The following is a 19073-nucleotide window of genomic DNA, read 5'->3' as shown; positions in this document are numbered from 1 at the left end:
CTCCAATCAGGTCATACGACAATCGATTTCGGTTCCCCACAAATCTCAGCCGACCCCCTGACCGCCAAAGGACGCCGCCGCCAAGCCATCCCCCGCGACATAGCTCGCTGCTGATTGCGCCACACCCATACCGGAGCGGCCCAATTCGACCACACCTGCGGACGCCGCAACGGTGTGCTCGGATCCCTTCGCCCCGCAGGTCAGCGCCGCCTGCACCGACACGGCATCGCCGGCAGGTGGCAGCACCGCGGTGATGAGTGGGGCCGCGGCCGCGTGGATGGTAGCCAGCCGTGCACTCAGGGCCTCGACCGCCGCGCTGGCGGCCGCCAGGCCCTCGGGGACAACGTTCAGTACCATCACACGTTCCCATCGATTACGTCGGGGCCGCCGACCGGCGAGCCGATCAACGGATTGACAAGCTGCAGATAGGTCGGCGCGTCGGACTCGTCGAGCAGCATTCCGCGCCCCGGCACTGATCTGCTGAACCGGTGACCGCGAATCTTGGCGCTGTCCTGCGGATTACCCGACAACATGAGCGTCGTGGCCTGTAGATCGTTCATCCGCCGCAACAACGGATTCGTCATCAATGCTTGGGCCGAGCCAGACGCGCGCGCGGTGACGATCACCCGCAACCCGAGATCGGCTGCCTCGGAGAGCAATCCGATCAACGGAGTCCATGGTCGGTGCCCGACGTAGAGCCCTGACATTGCCGCGCCATCCGGGAGCTGGTCGACGTCATCGACCAGCAGGTAGTGCGTATGCCCGGTGAAGGTCCACTTCATCAGCTCAGCCGTCGACAACCCGGCTGGCGGACGGCGACCCTCGACGATCGCCGATAGCCCCAGCATTGCCGGGATGATGCGGTCGGTGTTCGCCGTGTACTCGTTGTCCGGAAACAGCGGCTCGTCGACGAGCCGCAGTCGCCGGTCCAGCACGGTGAACGCGAGCCGGTCGGCGGTCGAATTCTCGCGCAGTGTCCGGATTACGTGGCGCATCAGAGTCGTCTTACCGGACTTGCTGTCGCCCAACACCATCAGCAGCGGATGCGCGGCGAAGTTGAGCGCCACCGGGGCGAGATCCCGCTCGGACTGGCCGATGACCACCTGCTCGGGCCCGATATAGAGGGGTGCGATCTGTGCGGGTGCGAGCTCCGCGGAAAGCAGCCGCACCCGAGCGGCCGACTGCCCGGGGTAGCGGGCATTGAGCTGTGGAATCTGGCTGAGCTCGGGCTTGGCGAAAAGAAAATGTTCGGCCGCCATGGTCAGACCCCGACCCGGTTGTTCGTAGGGCACCGAATCGGCGGGCCGGCGCAGTGCGCCCGCGATGCGAACGTTGCTGTCACGCGGATCAGGCAGCCGGAGCTCCAGACGAAGACCCAGCCCGTCGCGCATGGCCAGCGGCACCTCGAGCCAGTTCGGGGTGGTGATGACGACGTGGATGCCGTACGACAGACCGGCGTTGGCCAGTTCGGTCACCTTCGTCAAGAGTGGGTTGCGCGTATTGAACTGGTCGGTGTTGTCACGGCTGAAGGCATACAAGTTGTCGATCACGAGAAAGACGTGCGGATTCCCAACCCCGTACCCGGCCCGCCGCCTTTCTTCCAGGAGCTGATCGAGTTCGCCGAAGGTACGCCGGATTCTCTCAGCCTCCAGCGGCGACGCGACGCTGCCGACATGGGCGAGATCCTCTAGTGCCCGCAGTTGGCCGCCACCGTAGTCGACGCAGTAGAACGACACCTCGTCGGGTGAATGCAGTGCGGCTGCCGAGAGAATAAATGTTTGCAGCGCAGTGGATTTCCCGGACTTGGCACCGCCATGGATCATCATATTTCCGGCGGCGGAGGTAGCATCGAAGACAAGCGGGTCGCGACGCATGTCGAACGGGCGGTCGATCTCGCCGAGCGGCCACCGTCCCACACCCGTTGGGATGTCGGAGTCGGCGAGAACCTCGGCCAGCGGGATCGGGTCGTCGAGCGGCGGCAGCCACACTCTCGGCGCACGCGGACCGAACGTGGCCAATTGTTGGCCGATGGTAGCGATGAGCTTCTTGGGCGCGGCCCTCGACACACTATCGTCGCCGGACACGACGACGACATCCTCGTCGATACCAACCTCTGCGGCGGTGAACAGTTGCGGGCGGGGATCAGTCGGCACCACATAGGATCTGGGCCGCCGAGGCGGATCGTAGATGCCGTCGACATACGTGCCGCGGAATTTGACCGGCTCCGCCCCCGGCGCCGGTACCAGGAAACCGACGCCCTTGTATTCCTTGCCCGACTCAATGTGAAAGGCATCCTCGACACCGATGATCTGACGTGACGCCGACGGACTGGCAACCTTGAGGCCGATCCGATATGACGTGTTCTTGTCAATATCCTTGATCCGTCCCACGTCCAGCGTCTGCGACGCGAACAGGATGTGGATTCGAAACGACCGGCCCTTGCGCGCAACATAATCGAACAGTTCCGCGTATTCGGGGTGATCGGCGAGCATCAGCGTGAACTCGTCGGCGACCACGAACAGGGTCGGCAGCGCGGGCAGGTCGTAGCCGGCCGCGATCGCCGCTTCGTACTCGGTGACAGAGTTGAACGCGCTGCCCTGCACTCGTCGTCCCGCTTCGCGCAGCAGGATCTCCCGGCGAGCGACTTCACCGCGCAATGTGTCGGCGAATCGGTCCGCGAGTGATTTCTTTTCTGCCATGTTCGAGATGACCGCCACGACCTGAGGGAAGTCGCGGAAGATGTCGGCGCCAGCCTCGCCCTTGAAGTCGGCGTAGATGACGATCAGTCGCTCAGCTGAGTGAGTTGTCAGCAGGGACAGCAGGATTGACATCAGGGTCTGTGACTTGCCCGAGCCGGTCATACCGATCATCAGGCCGTGCGGCCCCATGCCACCCTCGGCCTCGTCTTTGAGGTCGAAGTACAGCGGCTCGCCGGTGGCGGTCACACCGATCGGTACCCGAAGCTCGCGGTCACGATCACGCGGCGCCCATAATGCGGGCACGTCGAGCTGGGTGGCGTCATCGATGTCGAGCAAAGTGGTGAAGGTGGCACCGCTGACGGCCGCTGAGCGCAAGCCGGCGTGCGTGGGATTGGAGTCCCATCGCGCCAGGAGACGGGCCAGATGCGCCGTGTCCTCGGTGGATAGCTGATCGGCGCTGTCCACGTAGGGCTGCCATCCGTCGGCGCCCCAACGCTGAATGGCGCCGTCAGAGATCCTGAGGACTGGCCGTTCAGGATCCGAATACTGCTCGCGGTGGGGTTCGGCCCGGCTGACGTGAACGACGGTGACGCCGGCCCAGCCTGCCGACAACACCGACGCCGACAGGTCATATCCGGGATCGTCGACCACAATCAGCAGATGGCGCAGACCGCGGCCCCCCTCATCGCCGAACATCGGCCGTTCGGCGAGCACCGGCCCGATCTTGGCGACCAGCTCATCGGGATCGGCGCTGAGATAACGCGCCGAGCCCACGCCGTCGAGGACGCCTGAAATATCTACGTGAGCAAGCCATTTCAGCCATGCCCAATTTGGCCCGTCCAGGTCAGGGCTGGCCAGTGCCACGCCGAGCAGACTTGGGTCGTGCCAAGTGACAGCCTGCGCAATCCATGCCCGCAGCGCCGCGCGCGCGGCATCGCCGTCACCGACAAGCGTCAGCCGGGAAATCGTCGAGAGGTCGATTCCGGCCGGGGCGCGGCGGACGGTTCGCTGGACATCGAGCAGACTGCGCAGGGCACTGTGTGCCACGGGTTCTAAATCCACCTCGTCGGCGGTGTCCCTGACGCGCAACGCCGTATCCAGCGGCACGTCATGCAGGCCGGTGCGCACCACGAGGAAATCCCGGTCTGGCGGGTCGCGCTCCCATTGTCTCTGTGATCCTGGAATCGACGCCAGCGCTGCAGGATCAGGATGCGACCACTCCAGACTGGCCCGCTGCTCGGCGGCCTGAGCACGGACGTTGTCCCGCACGACGGACAGATAGCGCAGATAGTCGGCGCGTTCGGCGTCGACTTCCTCGGTACGTAACTTGCTGTCGTTTCCGCGATATAACGCTGTCGCGGCCAGCAGGAGGACAAATGGAAAGAACAACATCTGGGGTGAGATCAGCCTCATCCCGGTTGCGAACAGGGCGACAATCATGCCGACGATCAGCATAACGATCAATAACGGGAGAGCCCGTCGCAGTAAGGATGCCGGCAGGGCGCGCGGCAGTTCCGGCGGAGCTTCGATTGTGATGGCACCCTTGCGTACCGGGGGTGAAGGAAGCCGCCTGCGTGCCTCGAAGATGAGCCTGCTCAACGATTCTCCGTTCCTGCATACACGTTCAGCGCATCGGCCTTCGACAACGCAGGCCCTGCGGCGAACAAGGTGAGTACGGACCAGGGAATTGGCATCGCGGGTGACGCCAGCCCGAGCGCAGTCTCCGTCTGAGTCAACTCGTCTTTGTTCGCGGCCTCGATGCCATACCGCATTCCGGTGTCCGATAACCAGAACAATGAACCGGCCGCCGGCGAGGCCGGCTCTTGCCCCACAGTCTGGGCGAAATAGCCCTTTCCGACGGGAAGCACCACCCGCGAGGCGGATGTGCCACTGCCGGGCAGTTCGACGGGTTGTTCTCCCTGGGCGATCGGCAACGTCGCACCCGACAGCAGTGACAACGAACTGGCGCTCGCTCCGGCAGGCTTGGACCACCGGGCGCAGACGACGGGTGCGCTCACCGAGTCGACCAGGCTGATCCGGTGCTCGGGGAAGGCGGCGGTATCGAGAGTCCGGGACACTGGGAGGCGGCTCACCTCGTCGGCGCCCAACCGCGGAGGCTCCTGCAGCCCATAGGAGTTGGTGTTGCGTAACAAGGCAGCCAGCACCGGCGAGATCGGCTGCAATCCGTCGGGCAGCACCGCGTAGTACGACAATGTGCCGTCGGCACCAAAGGCAGCCACCACCGCACCCGCGGGCGCGGGAACCGACATCGCGAACTCTGGCGCGGACCCAGCGCCCGGGATCACGGGAACCAGCAGCGGCGCACCCTCGGGAATCGCATTGAACAATCCCAGTGCGATCGGGGTGGGGGCGGGAATGGTCGGGCCGAGGCCCAAGGCATCGGTGGCGGCATGATCAGCCAGGTCGATCCGGCTGCGCCGGCCGTCCCACAGCAGCCACGTGGTCAAAGTGTCAGGTGTCCCGGCCGCAACCAACACCGCCTTGTCCGACCGGAGAGCAGACGCACGGACACCGCCCTCGGCCAATCGACCGCCGATGACGGTCACGCCCGGACTCGTCGCCTCGCTGCTGTCGCACACTGTCCAGTCCGCATCACCAGAGCCGTTCTGCACCATGCGTTCTGGAGCGCCCGGGATGCCCACCATCGCGCCGCGCGCTAGCTTGTCCAGCGCCGCGCTACCCACGGGCGTCGGCGTGACGGGGTGACCCGCGATCAGCCGCGCCGAGGTCAGATTGAGCACCGGGTGCAGACGATCGTCGACCCGCACGTACAGGGCGGCGGTGTCGCGGTCGGCCAGCACGGTGTTGTTTCCGACGGAGCCATTCGGTCTGAGCAGGGAGAAGACGAAGCACCCAATCAACCCGGTGACCACGATCAGGACGCCCATCACGACCGAACGCGACTGGGTGCGCAGCGGATCGGTGAGCATGCGGGTGTCGTGCAATGCCACGCCAGAGGCGATGCGCCGCATCAGAAATCGCCAACCCGTGACCTGATGCCGGGTGACGAACCCCCGGCGGTAGGTGACCTGATCAGGGTTATGATTCGCGGGCGTACGGGATGTGAAGCTCATCGCGGCACGTCCAGCCCGAGGCCGCGCAGCAGCGGCACCACCGAGTGCTTGACGTCGGCGGGGGTGATCGTCATCAGCTGCGCGTCGGAGAAGTCACCGGTATTCGCCGCCTCAGAGTGATCGAGCCGGAATTCACGCTCTTCCTCGGAGCGTTCGACCACGTTGCGGACGAAGCGCCCGTTGCCTGCGATGTCGAGGCTGCGGCGTTCGACCCCGTTCGCATCTGGTGTCGTCATCGATGCCAGCCGCCCGAACAGAGTCTCCAGATCATCCAGCGCGCGCCGGTCGAAGACACTGTCACGCTGTTTGGCCATCGCGCTGGCGATCTCGACCAGTTCGCCAGGGACGTACGACGGGAAATCGATACTGCGAGTGAAGCGTGACCGCAACCCCTCGTTGGTGTCCAGGAATCGGTCGAGGTCCGCGCGATACCCGGCGACGATCACCACCAGACGATCGCGATCGTTCTCCATCCTGGCCAACAGCGTGTCGATAGCCACCAGGCCGAAGTCGTTCTTGGCACCGGTGGCCACCAACGCATAGGCCTCGTCGAGGAACAGCACGCCGTCGAGCGCACTGTCGATGATCGCGTTGGTCTTGGCTTCGGTCTCCCCGATGTGCTGGCCGATCAGATCCGCCCGGTGCACCTCACGGACGTTCTCCCGCTTCAAAAGACCCAGACCGCAATAGATCTTGGCCACCACCCGGGCGATCGTGGTCTTGCCCGTGCCAGGCGGGCCGGCAAACACCAGATGATGCGAGCGCTGGGCGACCGCGAGACCGCGGTCCTGACGCAGCAGCGCCATGGCGACCGAGCTCTTCAGCCGCGACACCTGGTCTTTGACCTGCTCCAGCCCGATGAATTCGGCGAGTTGGTCTTCGGCTTCGGCCAGCAGCACCGCCTTGCGCTGATGAGCGCCGGGATCGACGAAATCGTCTTCACCGGGTTCCGTCGCCGGATCCCACGGGTCGGTGCGTGCCTCGATCCGGGCCGCGGATGTCGTGACGATGCCATAGGACGGGTTCGACAGCGCTTCTTCGACTTCGACATTCGCGGGGTTGGCGGCGTAGAGCTCCTGGAGCACCTCGGCCGCGGCCTCCTCCTCACCTTGCGCCCTCAATACCAGCGCCTTGGCCAATGCCCCGTCCACGGCCGCCACAGTCAAGGGACCGCCGGACTCCTCCAGATACGACAGCGCGGGAGCGAACATCCCCAACCGGGCCAGGGCGAGGCCGAGGGCAATCCGCACGGCATGGGCGAACGATTCGTCAAGGGCTTTGTCGGTGACCAGCGGAGTCAGAAGTCTGACGACATCCGACCACCGTTGGCTGCGATATTGAATGATCGTCGCGACCCACCGCGCCTGGTGGGTCTCACCGGTGCGGGTGATGACGTCGGCAACGATCGCATCGGCCTCGCCGAATCGCCCGGTGGTCGCGAGCGTGGCCGCGTGGGCCAGCTCGAAATCGTCGGGGCCTGTGGCCCGGAACTGCAAATACAGCCCGGTGTCGTAGGTGAAACCCAATGCGCCAGGTTCGAGTTCGATCATGCGTGCCAGTACGCCCGCGGAGCCGCGGGTGGCTGCGATCGCTTCGATCACCGACGCAGAGGTGTCACCGGCAGCGGCCAAGCCGGCCCATGCGTCGCATTGGTCTTGGGCAAGTCGTGTCAGCGCAGAGAATCCGATACGGGCGGCCGCCAGATCCGCGGGCCGTCGGCGATCGTGCACCTGTAGGCCCAGCGCCCTGCAGCAGGTTCTGAAGCGGCTGACCACATCGACATCGACGCGGGCGATCACACCCGGGGCGGTGCCGTTGCCCACGGTCATGAGCACGCCCATACGGAACCTGACCTACCGAACAACGGGTTACTCACGGGCCTTTAGTCGGTAACCGGCCGTCCCTGGTTCCCGGTGGTTTCCGCTCACGTGCGCGGCCGGCGGCGACGAGACAACGATTCACAGCATATTGGCAGGTAAAGCGGGGAACTCGGGGCTCGCCAGATCCGACTGCGTGGGCGTACCTCGACGCCGCCGACGAAAGGGCTTCCGGAGATGAAGAGACCACTGCGCACAACACTTACTGCCGCGGCGGTGACTGTAGCCAGTATTGCGCTCGCCGCGCCCGCATGGGCACACGTCGAGGCCTCGGGAACAGACGCGACGCAAGGCGGCTACGGGGTGCTCACGTTTCGTGTTCCCAGCGAGTCCGACACCGCGTCGACGACGGACCTCGTGGTGACGTTGCCCGATGACCAGCCGATCATCTCGGTCGACACCCAGCCCAAGCCAGGCTGGACGGCGACGGTGACGAAGAAGAAGCTCGCGACGCCGCAGAAGGACGACGACGGCAACGAGATCACCGACTACATCTCGACGGTCGAGTGGAAGGCAGTGAATCCCCAGGCGGGAATCCCGCCCAACCAGTTCGACATGTTCAACATCTCCGCGGGCCCGCTTCCCAAAGAAGCGATGATCTCCCTACCCGCCGTACAGACCTACAGCGACGGCAAGGTTGTCCATTGGGATGAGAAGGCCGCCATGGGTCAGCCCGAGCCTGAGCACCCGGCTCCGATGCTGATGCTCTCCGCAGGAGGCGACCAGGCGACCCCGGCTCCCGCTGCCACGCCGGCACCCACCACCTCGGCAGTACCCAGCGCTTCGGCAGCCAGCGCCACGAGCAGTAGCCCGGCGTGGCCGGGCATCACCGCGCTGGTCGTGGCTGTCGTCGCCGTCCTGCTCGGCATCGTGAATTTGGTGCTCGTGCGGCGCCGGTCGTCCTGACCTTGCGGCGGCTCGCGGCGCTGCTCGGTATGGCGCTGGCTGTGCCGGTGCTCACCGTGCTCGCCGCAGCCCCCGCGGCCGCCCACGCGGTGCTGGTCTCCAGCGATCCGGTCGACGGCGCGCGACTGACCGGACCGCCCGCTCAGGTGCGACTGACGTTCGATGAGCCGATCCGGCTGGTGCCCAACGGGATACAGGTGATCTCCGACGCCGGGATCAGGGTGGACACCGGCCCGTCCGTCGCGGCTGACGGCGTGACGATCATCCTGCCCCTGCGGGCTGACCTTCCCGACGGCAGTTACACCGCGACCTGGGAGGTCATCTCCGCAGACACCCACGAGGTGGCGGGGTCAATCTCGTTCGGCGTCGGCCGCGATGCCCGCGCCGGCCCCGCAGGACTCACCGGGCAGGAGAACCGGGCCGCCGACGTCGCGGCTGGACTGCTCCGCGGCGCCCAGTTCATCGGTCTCGTTCTCGCTGTCGGCGTTGCACTGGCCTGTGCCGCCCTGTGGCCGTGGACGTTGAACGTGCGAAGAACCCGCACGCTGTCCGCGGTCGGGCTGACGCTACTGATTCTGGCGAGCCTGGGCGAGATGGTCCTCACCGCCACCCAGGACCCAGCACCCGCGGCGCCCAGCCGTCAGGAGATCGTGGCCTTAACCCGCATCGTCCTCACAGCGTTGGTGGTGGTGTTCCTCCCCCGGCTGTTCAACGGTTCCCGGCGCGTGGCCTGGCTCATCGCCACCCTGGGGGTTGCGTTATCGGTGGCGATAGCTGTCGATGGCCATGCCGGGGTGGGCGCTGATGCAGCATTGGCGACGCTGGCGACCGCAGCGCACGTCAGTGCGATGACCGTGTGGTTGGGCGGCCTGATGGCGTTGTGCGCGATTGTCTTACCTTCCCGACACACCGACAACCTGCGTCGCTGGTCGGTGATCGCGCTCACCTGTGTCGGGGTGCTGATTGCCACAGGCACCTATCAAGCCTGGCGACAGATCGCCCCGGTGCAATCGTTATGGGCAACCGACTACGGACAGACGTTGTGTGTCAAGGTCACCGCGGTCGGCGTCATGCTCGTGCTCGCGTACCTGGCGCGTCGCCGACTCAACCCGCAGCGGTTACGCCGGACCGTTCCGATGGAAGCCGCGATCGGATTGGCGGTGCTGGTCGTCACGACAGTTCTGGTCTCGCTGCCGCCTGCGCGGACGACGTACGGACCTGCTGTGACGCTAGAGGCGCCGCTGGACGACAGCAGGCATGTTGTCGTCGACATCGCCTCGACTCGGCGCGGACCGACAACCGTCCACGTAACGGTGCTCGATGCGGCAGGCCGACCAGTCCCGTCTCTCTCCGTGACCGGAAACTTGTCCAGCCATGAGGCTGAGATCCCTTCTCTGCCAATCGACTTCGCACGCCACGAGAATGATTGGGTGAGCACGTACGCGAGCACACCTCGGCCCGGGTTGTGGACGCTGCGAATCACCGTCCGCTTCGGACAGACCGACGCGGTCGTCACGGGTGTGGAATTCCGGGTCTGGTAAAGCCCTACCCCGAACTGACCATCGGCTGATCGCAGCACATTTCAGCATGCTCGGTGGGCGAGGTACAGGGGCATGGCTTCTCGTAGACCAGCACCGACCCACAGACTGTGCATTCGTATCGATCTCCGGCATTGCGGGACATGGCATCTCCTCAGTCGACTATCCGGGGCACCCAGGCCATTGTGCCGCCAATCTTGGCCGGAAATAATGCATTTACGGACAGGATTCACTGCAATCCTTGTGCAGCTCAACCCCGGCAAATTACTATCTGATCAGCGTTCAGGGGAACACCGGTGCGATACCGGGGCTGTCCCGCAACTGTGACTAGCTCGACGTGCCGGACGCACGCAGGGTTGGAAGCCAGATACCCGGTCGCTGCAACCGCTTGGTTGCTCACCACGAGAGATGGAGTATGTAATGACCGCTATTCTGACCGCCCCGCCATCGGCGCCCGTTGCCGCGCCCAGCGCACCTGACACGGCCGCTCCGGCAGCTATCCGGATCCCCGCCATCGCATGGATCGCGGTGGTGATCACCCTGCTCTGGATCACCTACGCGTTCCTCGGCCAGGACATCGCCCCGACCGTCTGGAACCATATGCACGAGTTCTTCCACGACGGCCGTCACTTCCTCGGCATCGCCTGCCACTAAAGGAACTGACCACATGACTTACGGCGCCGTGATCAAGCGATACCTGCTCGCGGGTCTCGTTAGTGGCATCCTTTGTGCGTTGTACCTGCGGATCTTGGGCGAGCCCGTGATCCGGGCAGGGCTCGACTTCGAGGATTCGCTTCCTTCGGAAGGCCCGGCAGACCCCGAGCTGTTCACCCGAGACCAGCAAGTACTCGGCGGGATGGTGGCATTGGTGTTCGTCAGCCTCCTGTTGTCATTCCTTTTCGGGACTCTCTACGCGTTCCTTCGCCACCGGATCATCAATGGCCAGGGTGACGTGCGGGCTTCTACCACGCTTGCAGCACTCGCATTCCTGCTCACTGTGGTGGTCCCCTGGATCCGCTATCCCTTCCTGCCGCCCGGAATGGGCAACGGCGAGACGGTATGGAAACGCGGCTTCTGGGAGCTGCTCCTGATCGTGACGGGCATCGTCGCGTTTGTTCTCATCCAGTTCGGGATCGCGCGTCTCAAGGGACGCATCTCCGAAGATGTTCGGTGGATCCTGGCGATCGTGGTTCCGGTCGTCGTGATCGGCCTCATCATGTTCATCTTCCCGAGCGTCAGCGACCCCTATCCGGACGGGATCCCCGCGCAGTTGATCTGGAGTTTCCGGATCCGCTCCCTGGGAAGCTACGCGCTCTTCTGGGCCATCATCGGAATCTTTGGCGGCTGGCTCGTAAGCCGCGCGGCGGCGACATCCTCCCCGGGGAGCCCGCCGTCCATACCGCAGAAGGATCCGGTCCCGCAGGGCTGAGTTAGGACCGTTGCACGTGGCCTCAGCCGGTTGGTCGAGTCTTACCGCCGGCTGGGGCCACTGCCGTTCGCCACATCTCCAGCCGCTCGGTCTCCGGGGTCAGCACGCAGTCGCCGCATGTGCCACCGCCGGGGACTCGATAGAACATGCAGCAGTTGTGCCGGACGAAAAATCGGTCCGCCCGATCATCGAACGGGCGTTCATAGTGCCCGGTATCGGTCAGTGACGGAAGTGCGAGCATTGAGCGGACAACCTCCACCGGGTCGAGGTTGAGCGCTGTCCCAGCCCGAACGAGCATCCCGGCCGCACCGGCGAGCGCGGAGGCGACGTTTCCTCGCAACACCCGCTTCGACAGCTTGAACTCTCTCGAGTAGGCCGCCAGAACCGGCTCGACGCACGGCAGCAGCACATCGTGCTCCAACTGGGCGGCGGCCTCGGTGGCGGTTTCCACCGTCGTGCCGGTCGCGGTGGCGATGGCGATCGGAACTGGGCCCCCTAATGCGGGGCGCCAGTACATCTGCCGCGGATCCAGCCGGGGTATCACGCCCGCCAAGCAGGCGGTAGCCAACGCGGGCGATACGAGCCGCGACATGAAACCAAGCGAGCTTATCGAGGCCGACGCCCGGAGGTCGACTTCCGTATTGGTGCGCGAACTCAGATACTCGCATGCGGTATTCACGCGTTCTGACAAACACCCCGCACGAGTCCACAAGTCGGCAACAGCACACCATTCACCTTGTGACGCAGCGAATTCCACCGCGAAGTACGGTCCGATCTCGCCCGCGGAAACAAGAGCTGTTCGCACTTGATCAGCCTGTACCGGCACCGCCATGTGCTCAGCTTGCCAGATTTTCTAAGAGGGGCTGGGCGGTTGCCCCTGCCGTGACAGCGTCGAGGCGATCGCTTGAAGGATCTCAGGTGTGGTCTTGCCTGTGGTTGCTTCCATGCCCATCAACAACAACCCTGAAAGGTTGATCAGCCCGGTGATCAACCCTGGACAGCCGTGCGGTTCGCCGAGGTAGGAATCGACGCGATCACGGACGAAGCCGGTGTCACCACCTTGCGCCCACGCGGTCATCACGTCGATTGCCCACCGCGTCTTGTCATCGTCGGCCATCACGAAACCCTGGATCGGATTAGAAGATCAGGCCCGCGGTCTTCGTTGTCGCCGCGGCGTAGCGATCTTGCACGTCGGCCCAATTGACCACATTCCAAAAGGCTTTCACATAGTCGGCTTTGACATTCTTGTACTGCAAATAGTAGGCGTGCTCCCACATGTCGACCTGCAGCAGCGGAATGATGCCGAGCGGCACATTGGCCTGCTGGTCGTACAGCTGGAATGTCAGCAATCGGTTTCCGAGGGTGTCGTAGCCCAGCACTGCCCACCCAGAGCCCTGCAAGCCGTTGGCCGCCGCGGTGAACTGGGCGCGGAACTTGTCGAACGAGCCGAACTGGTCGTCGATGGCCGCGGCGAGATCCCCCTCTGGCTTGTCGCCACCGTTTGGGGAGAGGTTCTTCCACCAGATCGAATGATTCACGTGCCCGCCGAGGTGGAAGGCGAGGTTCTTCTCGTTGAGGAAGATCGCGGCGTGATCGTCGTTGGCGCGCGCTTCCTCAAGTTTGGCGATCGTGTCGTTGAGACCTTTGACGTACGTCGCGTGGTGCTTGCTGTGGTGAATCTCGTTGATCTGCCCAGAGATATGGGGCTCCAACGCGCCGTAATCGTAATCCAGCTCGGGCAAGGAGTACTCAGCCATGAATTCCTTCCTGCGTCCTCATGGACGTCACCGATGGGCTGCCGGCCCCGGTGGTCGACCAGATAAGCAGACCACCACTGGCCAACATCAGTCTAGCTGTTCAGATGTTCATCTGTTAGGTTGGACTGGTGAGCGGCCGCGGGCGCCGAAGTCGATGCAGCACATCACTCACACCCCCAACGGGATGGCAGTGCGCCACGGCCGCTCACACGAAATTCTCTGCGGTTCAGAGTGATTCGCGATAACTACCGACATGCTCGACAGGCCCACGCGGGTGGCGTCAACATTCGATAGATTGCAAAGCATGCAACGATCGGGCGCGAGTCGGCCGTGACCGAGGTAGATACCGCCACATGGGCGGCGCGCTTCGACATGCTGTCCGACCCCAACCGGTTAGAGATCCTGCTGGCAATGCGCCGCACACCAGACATCTGTGTCAGCGATCTGGCGGAAGCGGTCGGCCGTACGGAGAACGCGGTGTCGCAGGCTCTCCGGGTTTTACGCCGCCAGGGGTGGGTTAGGTCGGTCCGAGTCGGACGCACAGTGAATTACCAGCTAGACGAGGGCACGGTGCATGACCTGCTGCATTGGATCGGCGCCCGCCGAAGCTAAGGTTCTTCCGTCGCTTCCGTCCATCTTTTCACATAGACAGACGATCAGGTGGGGCATACGCTCGCCATCGATGGCCACATCGGAGACCACAGATTCGCTTGCCGGCGGTTTTGCTCAGTTTCGGCGCTCCTTGTCCCATGCAGACAAGCGGTCACTTTTTGGCATGTACGGCTTCATCATCGCGCTTCACCTGATCGGCTTCGGAGTGCTGTTCGCCTTCGTCGTTCCCGAGCACTACAGACTCGGCGGCGACCATCCCGTCTTCACCGTCGGCGTCGGAATCCTGGCCTACACCTTCGGATTACGGCACGCATTCGATGCCGACCACATCGCGGCCGTGGACAACACCACTCGTAAACTCATCGCCGACAACCTCCAGAACCGCGTCGACCGCAAACCCCTATCGGTCGGGTTCTGGTTCTCCCTCGGCCACTCCACCATCGTGTTCACTCTGGCATTCCTACTGTCCGTCGGAGTGCGGGCCCTCGTAGGCCCGGTCGAGGACGAGAACTCCCCGCTGCACACCATCACCGGCATGATCGGCCCGTCAGTGTCCGGGGTGTTTCTCTGGATCATCGGCATCCTCAACCTCATCGCCCTGCTGGGCATCATCAAGGTGTTCCGCGAACTGCGGCAAGGCCGATACGACGAGGCCGAACTCGAGAAGCAGCTCGACTCGCGCGGATTCATGAATCGGTTCCTTGGCGGGCTGACCAAGTCAGTGACCAAGCCGTGGCACATCTACCCCATCGGCGTTCTGTTCGGGATGGGCTTCGACACCGCGACCGAAGTCGGTCTGTTGGTCTTGGCCGGCGGTGCGGCAGCGTTCAATCTGCCCTTCTACGCCATCCTGGTGCTGCCGATCCTGTTCGCGGCGGGCATGTGTCTGATGGACACCACCGACGGTGTCTTCATGAACTACGCCTACGGCTGGGCCTTCGCCAAACCGGTCCGCAAGATCTTCTACAACATGACCATCACCAGCCTGTCGGTGGCTGTCGCCCTGATCATCGGCACCATCGAACTCGTCGGCGTCACCGCCGACCGGCTGCACATCGAATCCGGCCCGCTGGCCGCAATCGCCAACATCGACCTCGACTACGTCGGCTACATCATCGTCGCCCTGTTCGTCACCTCCTGGCTCCTCGCCATCTCGATCTGGCGATTCGGCCGCATCGAAGAACGCTGGTCCACCAACCTCAGCGGGTGACCCGCCGCGTGGGTCTCCCCTGGTAAGCGCTGCCGAGTCGGCGTACATCCAGCCACTCAGCCTTGGTTGAGACACGCGCCTCAACATCGCTTCTCCTCTGCTTAATTTGTTGTGCTGCAGCACCATTCGCGCAGTTACCACGCGGGTCTGTTTAGCCGGCTAGGCACATACGCAAGGACCTTTTGCACCATCGCTTCGGTTCTTGCGCCCCAAAGAGCGTCAGGCGTCCCAGTCGCACCAACCAGAAACAGACCGCGTCGCTATCCCGTGTCATCGTGCCGCGCACCTCTGAGCCAAACACCCCAGCGGACACCGGCGGGTACTGCCAGGCGCCAAATTCATCTTCGAGCCGTTCGACAAACGTGGCGAAGAGCTTTGCCAACTTCAGGATCGACTTCCCCGCGTGCGTCAAGCGCTCCCGTTTCCTCAGTCGAGCCAGATATATAGCAGACCCCGGATGTTCAACACCTTCGATCTTCGCCCACTGCGGCACGCAGAACCGGCCGTCGTCGGTGAGATAGTAAAGTTCGTCGATGGTGACGGTTGCTTTGACCAATGCCGGCTCTTGCGGGCTGATGATGTGCGCACCGACGCAAATCCACGAGGAATGCCAGAACTCCTCACGCACCCGCCGCCGAAACCCACCGTGTGGCTGCCTCGCTGAGCATCCCAGATGGAAATCAGTTCTCCGGCAGCCGATTCCCCGTAGATCGTCCCAGGCCGCACGTCGCCCACGATCTCAGTAGCGACCCATCCGCCGGCCGGATTCTCGCGGAACTCGGGTCCCGGGGAGAAGCCACCGATCAGCTCCAGGGTCGCACCGTCATCGGGCTCCCAGCAAAGCACTCCCGGCACACGATTACCGCGAGCCTCGGGAAGGTAGAACCAACCGGTGATCCGTTGCGGCTCAGACTGTCTCATGACCGGCCTCCGCTTGTCGTCGAGAGCATCGGAATGGGTTCCCCCAGTGCTGGTGCGGGTAGGCGGTATCGGTCTGCCCACAGGGAGACCGTCGGCTCCAGATTTTCGGGGTAGTTCTTGCGGCGCACTCGGGTTCGGGCCGGGTGGGTCGCCTGGGCCTCGTAGAGCGCCACGGCGCACTCGGTCATGATGACCGCCGCAGCAAGACTGTCAGCGAGTTGGGTGAGGACGTCCTCTTCGGTGCCGAGGTAGGCGGTCATCCATTTGTATCCATGCACGAAGCTCGATCCGACAGTGTAGAAGCGCTCCGCCCCAATCGACATCCCGTACGGCAATCCGTCAGCATTGGTGATGTGTGGGGGCGGATTCTGGTCGATCCAGTCCCCGGCCCAGCGGACAAAGAACTCATAGTCTGAGGGTGGCCGCTGTCGGGCCGCCTTCGGTAGCGACGTCAGGAAATTCAACCGCTCTCGAAACTGCTGCTCCGTCTCGGCGAAACTCTGGCGCGCTGCGTCGCGGCGGTCGTCAGTGCGCACATTGAGAAAGCGCGTCTCGACGGCGATGTACTTCTTCTGGTACCCGATCTCACGTTCGGTATAGCCCAGAGAGCGGGCGCGCCGGACGGCGCGGTTGGAATCGGCGAGAAGCCAGATGGTTTTGGCGGCGCTCTCGATGGCGCTGCGACACAAGATACCGGTCGAGATTGTGCTGGTTCGCCTCTGCTCCAACGACGCCCCGAACGTCTGGGATGCCCCCACGAGGCACTCGGCCGCGTTCATCACCGGAAACCGCGCCGTCGAGCTGACGAAGTTCCCGCCAAGCTCGGGTAAGAAGTGCGCGTCGTCGAGGTCGAGGCTGCTTCCCCTGTCCGGAACGAACCGGGACGGATCGCGGGGCTTGCTGCTGCCGTCGGCGCGGACTTGGTGCAGCAGCGCCCACTCGCCCATCCGCCACGCCCGAGTGGCGCGGTCGGCGTTGCTCCACATCAAGCCCGCCATCCGCAGAAGGCGCTCCCTCGGGTCGGTGGTCACAGCCCCCCACGGTATTCCCTGCCTACGACACGGTTCGCCAACTGATGGGCAGGTCAAGATGTCACCTATTCGTGCACCAGACCGGGAGGCCGCGGCCGGGCTTGCACCGAGGAAAGCTGCAGGTCAGGCGGCTGCTTTTCCGAGTAATATGGAACTGATTGAGAGTTTCTCGTAGGATGATGTAGAGACGATTGAGAGTTTCTCGTAGCAGGATGTAGAACGGATGGAGGTGACTGAGATGCCGACCCAGCGCGGCCAGTACAACCGGAGCGGCGTCGAGGCCGCCCGGCGTTCCATCCTGGAATCCCACAACCAGTTCTGGCGCACCGCCGACATCGACACCGCCCCCTCGACCGCGCAGCGGCTGCTGGCAGACCTGGTGAAGCGGGGGGAACTGCGCCATATCCGCAGAGGGCTGTACTGGCGTGGCACCAAGACTCCGCTGGGAATGGCGCCGCCTGCCCCACAGGCCTTGGCCATCGAGTTGGCCGGCGGCCCAGGTGCCGGCCCGGCGGGCCTGTCGGCGGCCAACGCACTGCGACTGTCCACCCAGATCCCCCGCCGCGCCGATTACGCACTGGTGGGGCGCCCACCCACCAGCGCCCCTACGGTGCGTTTCGTGGACCGTTCCACCCGGCGAGGCCGCGCCGAGCACGCCTTGGCGCCCACCGAGGTGGCGGCGCTGGAAGTGCTAGACGGCTGGGACCGGCTGATCGAAACCGGACCGGAGGAAGCGATGGACCGATTGTCGGAACTAATCAAATCAGGCAGCATCGACGCGCCCCGCATCGCATCGGCCGGCGCCACCGAGCCCGGACCATCTCGAGCACGATTGCGCCACCTCATGCACCGCGCCGGGCGCCCGGATCTCGCCGACGCGGTTCCGGCTGCCGACCCGCGCACCGCGGCACAGGCGCTGTTCGGTCTAGCAAGCGGCTAGTCCCGTGGCACTCTGGCGCAAGCACGACCCCGAAGTGTTCGCAGCGACCATCATGACTGCAGCCGAACAGCTCGGGGTGCAGCCCCTGGTCGTGGAAAAGGACTATTGGGTCTGCGAAGTGTTACGAGCCCTCGTCGATGCGTACGGCGGGGAGATCGTGTTCAAGGGCGGCACCAGCCTGGAGAAGCTGCGGCTCATCCAGCGGTTCTCTGAGGACCTCGACCTCCTCGTGATCGGCGAGTACACCTCGATCCGTGCACCGAAAAGAACGATGAAAGCAATGCTGGAAACCGCCGAGCAGGTGGTCGGCGGACAGTGCACAGGCGAGGAATCAGGCGGCAAGCGCGGCGCCATGTGGCAGAAGGCGTACCTCGAGCTGCCCCTCGTGCACGGCGATTCCATCGGTGTGTTGGCCGACCCCAAGGCAATTCTGCTCGAGCTCGGCCAGACCGGCGGACCGCGGCCGTCCCACGTCACCTCAGTGGAATCGCTCCTGTACCGCCAGCTGTCATCGACCACGCTGGCCGGAAAGTGGGATGACCTGCGTCCGTTCGACGTGAACATCCTGCATCCGGGGCGCACGTTGATCGAGAAACTGTTGCGGGTCAACAACTTTGTCGTCGATCCGACCCGGCGCACGGGTCCACACGGGCTTCCCCGGATTGGGCGTCAGTTCTACGACATCTGGGCGTTGCTCGGCGATGATTCGGTCACTGCGCTACTGGTCGACACTGTGGTTGTTGGTGAGATTCTGCGCAGTGCTTTCGATGTCTCGCTGGCCTTCGGCGGCGACCATCCCGTACCCGCCGGAGGCTTCGCGACCTCTGCTGCTTTCGACTCTGCTGGTGTGTTCACCGCGGATCTTCGCCGGGAGCACGACACCGCGATGCGCAGTCTCTACTTCGGCGCCGAACCGGCTCCGACCTTCGACGACGTACTCGACCGAGTTCATTCCTCCGCGGAGTTGCTCGACCCGCAGCGGTAAGCGCCGCACCCCGGGCGGCCGCAGACCACATCGCGCCGAAGGTCGCCGCGCAGATCGCGACTGCGGCCGTGTA

General features: G+C 64.2%; 17 protein-coding genes, 1 pseudogene and 1 riboswitch. Of the genes and pseudogenes, 8 read left to right on the top strand and 10 right to left on the bottom strand.

Features of this window, described 5'->3' with window-relative positions:
• Positions 1–45: 45 nt before the first annotated feature.
• From CG716_RS23325 to eccA, 4 genes are read right to left on the bottom strand one after another with little or no spacing between them, the layout of a single operon-like run.
• Positions 46–357, bottom strand: coding sequence for a PE family protein (locus tag CG716_RS23325; protein WP_094483497.1), 312 nt, complete (start codon positions 355–357; stop codon positions 46–48).
• On the bottom strand, positions 357–4298 hold the full coding sequence (gene eccCa / locus CG716_RS23320; protein ID WP_094483496.1) for a type VII secretion protein EccCa: 3942 nt from the start codon (positions 4296–4298) through the stop codon (positions 357–359). The genes CG716_RS23325 and eccCa overlap by 1 nt, the downstream gene beginning before the upstream one ends.
• Positions 4295–5794, bottom strand: coding sequence for a type VII secretion protein EccB (gene eccB, locus CG716_RS23315; RefSeq protein WP_094483495.1), 1500 nt, complete (start codon positions 5792–5794; stop codon positions 4295–4297). Before eccB ends, eccCa begins: the two co-directional genes overlap by 4 nt.
• On the bottom strand, positions 5791–7623 hold the full coding sequence (gene eccA / locus CG716_RS23310) for a type VII secretion AAA-ATPase EccA (RefSeq protein WP_094483548.1): 1833 nt from the start codon (positions 7621–7623) through the stop codon (positions 5791–5793). The genes eccB and eccA overlap by 4 nt, the downstream gene beginning before the upstream one ends.
• A 225-nt stretch (positions 7624–7848) precedes the next feature.
• Between eccA and CG716_RS23305 the strand changes: the two genes are divergently transcribed.
• The 4 genes from CG716_RS23305 to CG716_RS23290 all read left to right on the top strand — a co-directional run bounded on the left by CG716_RS23305 (position 7849) and on the right by CG716_RS23290 (position 11544).
• Positions 7849–8577: a YcnI family copper-binding membrane protein gene (locus tag CG716_RS23305; protein ID WP_094483494.1), complete on the top strand. Its 729-nt coding sequence runs from the start codon at positions 7849–7851 to the stop codon at positions 8575–8577.
• A gap of 2 nt (positions 8578–8579) precedes the next feature.
• Positions 8580–10118: a copper resistance CopC/CopD family protein gene (locus CG716_RS23300; RefSeq protein WP_234817990.1), complete on the top strand. Its 1539-nt coding sequence runs from the start codon at positions 8580–8582 to the stop codon at positions 10116–10118.
• Between the two features lie 282 nt (positions 10119–10400).
• Positions 10401–10488, top strand: a riboswitch (cobalamin riboswitch).
• A 47-nt stretch (positions 10489–10535) separates the two neighbouring features.
• On the top strand, positions 10536–10769 hold the full coding sequence (locus CG716_RS23295) for a CbtB-domain containing protein (RefSeq protein WP_165774275.1): 234 nt from the start codon (positions 10536–10538) through the stop codon (positions 10767–10769).
• Positions 10770–10782: 13 nt separating this feature from the next.
• Positions 10783–11544: a CbtA family protein gene (locus tag CG716_RS23290; RefSeq protein ID WP_094483492.1), complete on the top strand. Its 762-nt coding sequence runs from the start codon at positions 10783–10785 to the stop codon at positions 11542–11544.
• A 22-nt stretch (positions 11545–11566) separates the two neighbouring features.
• Here CG716_RS23290 and CG716_RS23285 read toward each other — a convergent pair whose 3' ends face one another.
• From CG716_RS23285 to CG716_RS23275, 3 genes are all read right to left on the bottom strand, one after another.
• Entirely contained in the window at positions 11567–12136 is a 570-nt protein-coding gene (locus CG716_RS23285) for a (2Fe-2S)-binding protein (protein ID WP_165774274.1), read from the bottom strand.
• Positions 12137–12397: 261 nt separating this feature from the next.
• A complete protein-coding gene (locus CG716_RS23280) occupies positions 12398–12661 on the bottom strand; it encodes a hypothetical protein (protein ID WP_094483490.1) in 264 nt (87 codons plus the stop codon).
• A gap of 19 nt (positions 12662–12680) precedes the next feature.
• Positions 12681–13301, bottom strand: coding sequence for a superoxide dismutase (locus CG716_RS23275; RefSeq protein WP_094483489.1), 621 nt, complete (start codon positions 13299–13301; stop codon positions 12681–12683).
• A gap of 294 nt (positions 13302–13595) precedes the next feature.
• Between CG716_RS23275 and CG716_RS23270 the strand changes: the two genes are divergently transcribed.
• Positions 13596–13913, top strand: coding sequence for an ArsR/SmtB family transcription factor (locus CG716_RS23270; RefSeq protein ID WP_234817995.1), 318 nt, complete (start codon positions 13596–13598; stop codon positions 13911–13913).
• A 70-nt stretch (positions 13914–13983) separates the two neighbouring features.
• Entirely contained in the window at positions 13984–15123 is a 1140-nt protein-coding gene (nicT, locus tag CG716_RS23265) for a Nickel transporter NicT (protein WP_094483488.1), read from the top strand.
• 151 nt (positions 15124–15274) lie between these two features.
• Here nicT and CG716_RS23260 read toward each other — a convergent pair whose 3' ends face one another.
• The 3 genes and pseudogenes from CG716_RS23260 to CG716_RS23255 form a co-directional block, all read right to left on the bottom strand.
• Positions 15275–15751, bottom strand: coding sequence for a hypothetical protein (locus CG716_RS23260; protein ID WP_094483487.1), 477 nt, complete (start codon positions 15749–15751; stop codon positions 15275–15277).
• 17 nt (positions 15752–15768) lie between these two features.
• Positions 15769–16044, bottom strand: a pseudogene (locus CG716_RS31380) (ApeA N-terminal domain 1-containing protein); the annotation flags it as partial.
• Complete coding sequence (locus tag CG716_RS23255) at positions 16041–17075, bottom strand: hypothetical protein (RefSeq protein ID WP_133067009.1); 1035 nt, start codon at positions 17073–17075, stop codon at positions 16041–16043. The gene CG716_RS23255 and the pseudogene CG716_RS31380, both read right to left, overlap by 4 nt.
• A gap of 238 nt (positions 17076–17313) precedes the next feature.
• Here CG716_RS23255 and CG716_RS23250 point away from each other — a divergent pair, with 238 nt between their 5' ends.
• A complete protein-coding gene (locus CG716_RS23250) occupies positions 17314–18015 on the top strand; it encodes a P-loop NTPase family protein (RefSeq protein WP_094483545.1) in 702 nt (233 codons plus the stop codon).
• A gap of 4 nt (positions 18016–18019) precedes the next feature.
• The gene (locus tag CG716_RS23245; RefSeq protein ID WP_094483485.1) at positions 18020–19000 is read left to right on the top strand and encodes a nucleotidyl transferase AbiEii/AbiGii toxin family protein; all 981 of its coding nucleotides are present in this window, start codon (positions 18020–18022) and stop codon (positions 18998–19000) included.
• Positions 19001–19073: the final 73 nt, after the last annotated feature.

The sequence above is a fragment of the Mycolicibacterium sphagni genome (genome assembly GCF_002250655.1).
In the GTDB taxonomy this organism is placed as follows: domain Bacteria; phylum Actinomycetota; class Actinomycetes; order Mycobacteriales; family Mycobacteriaceae; genus Mycobacterium; species Mycobacterium sphagni.
This window is presented reverse-complemented; position numbering and strand designations above follow the sequence as displayed.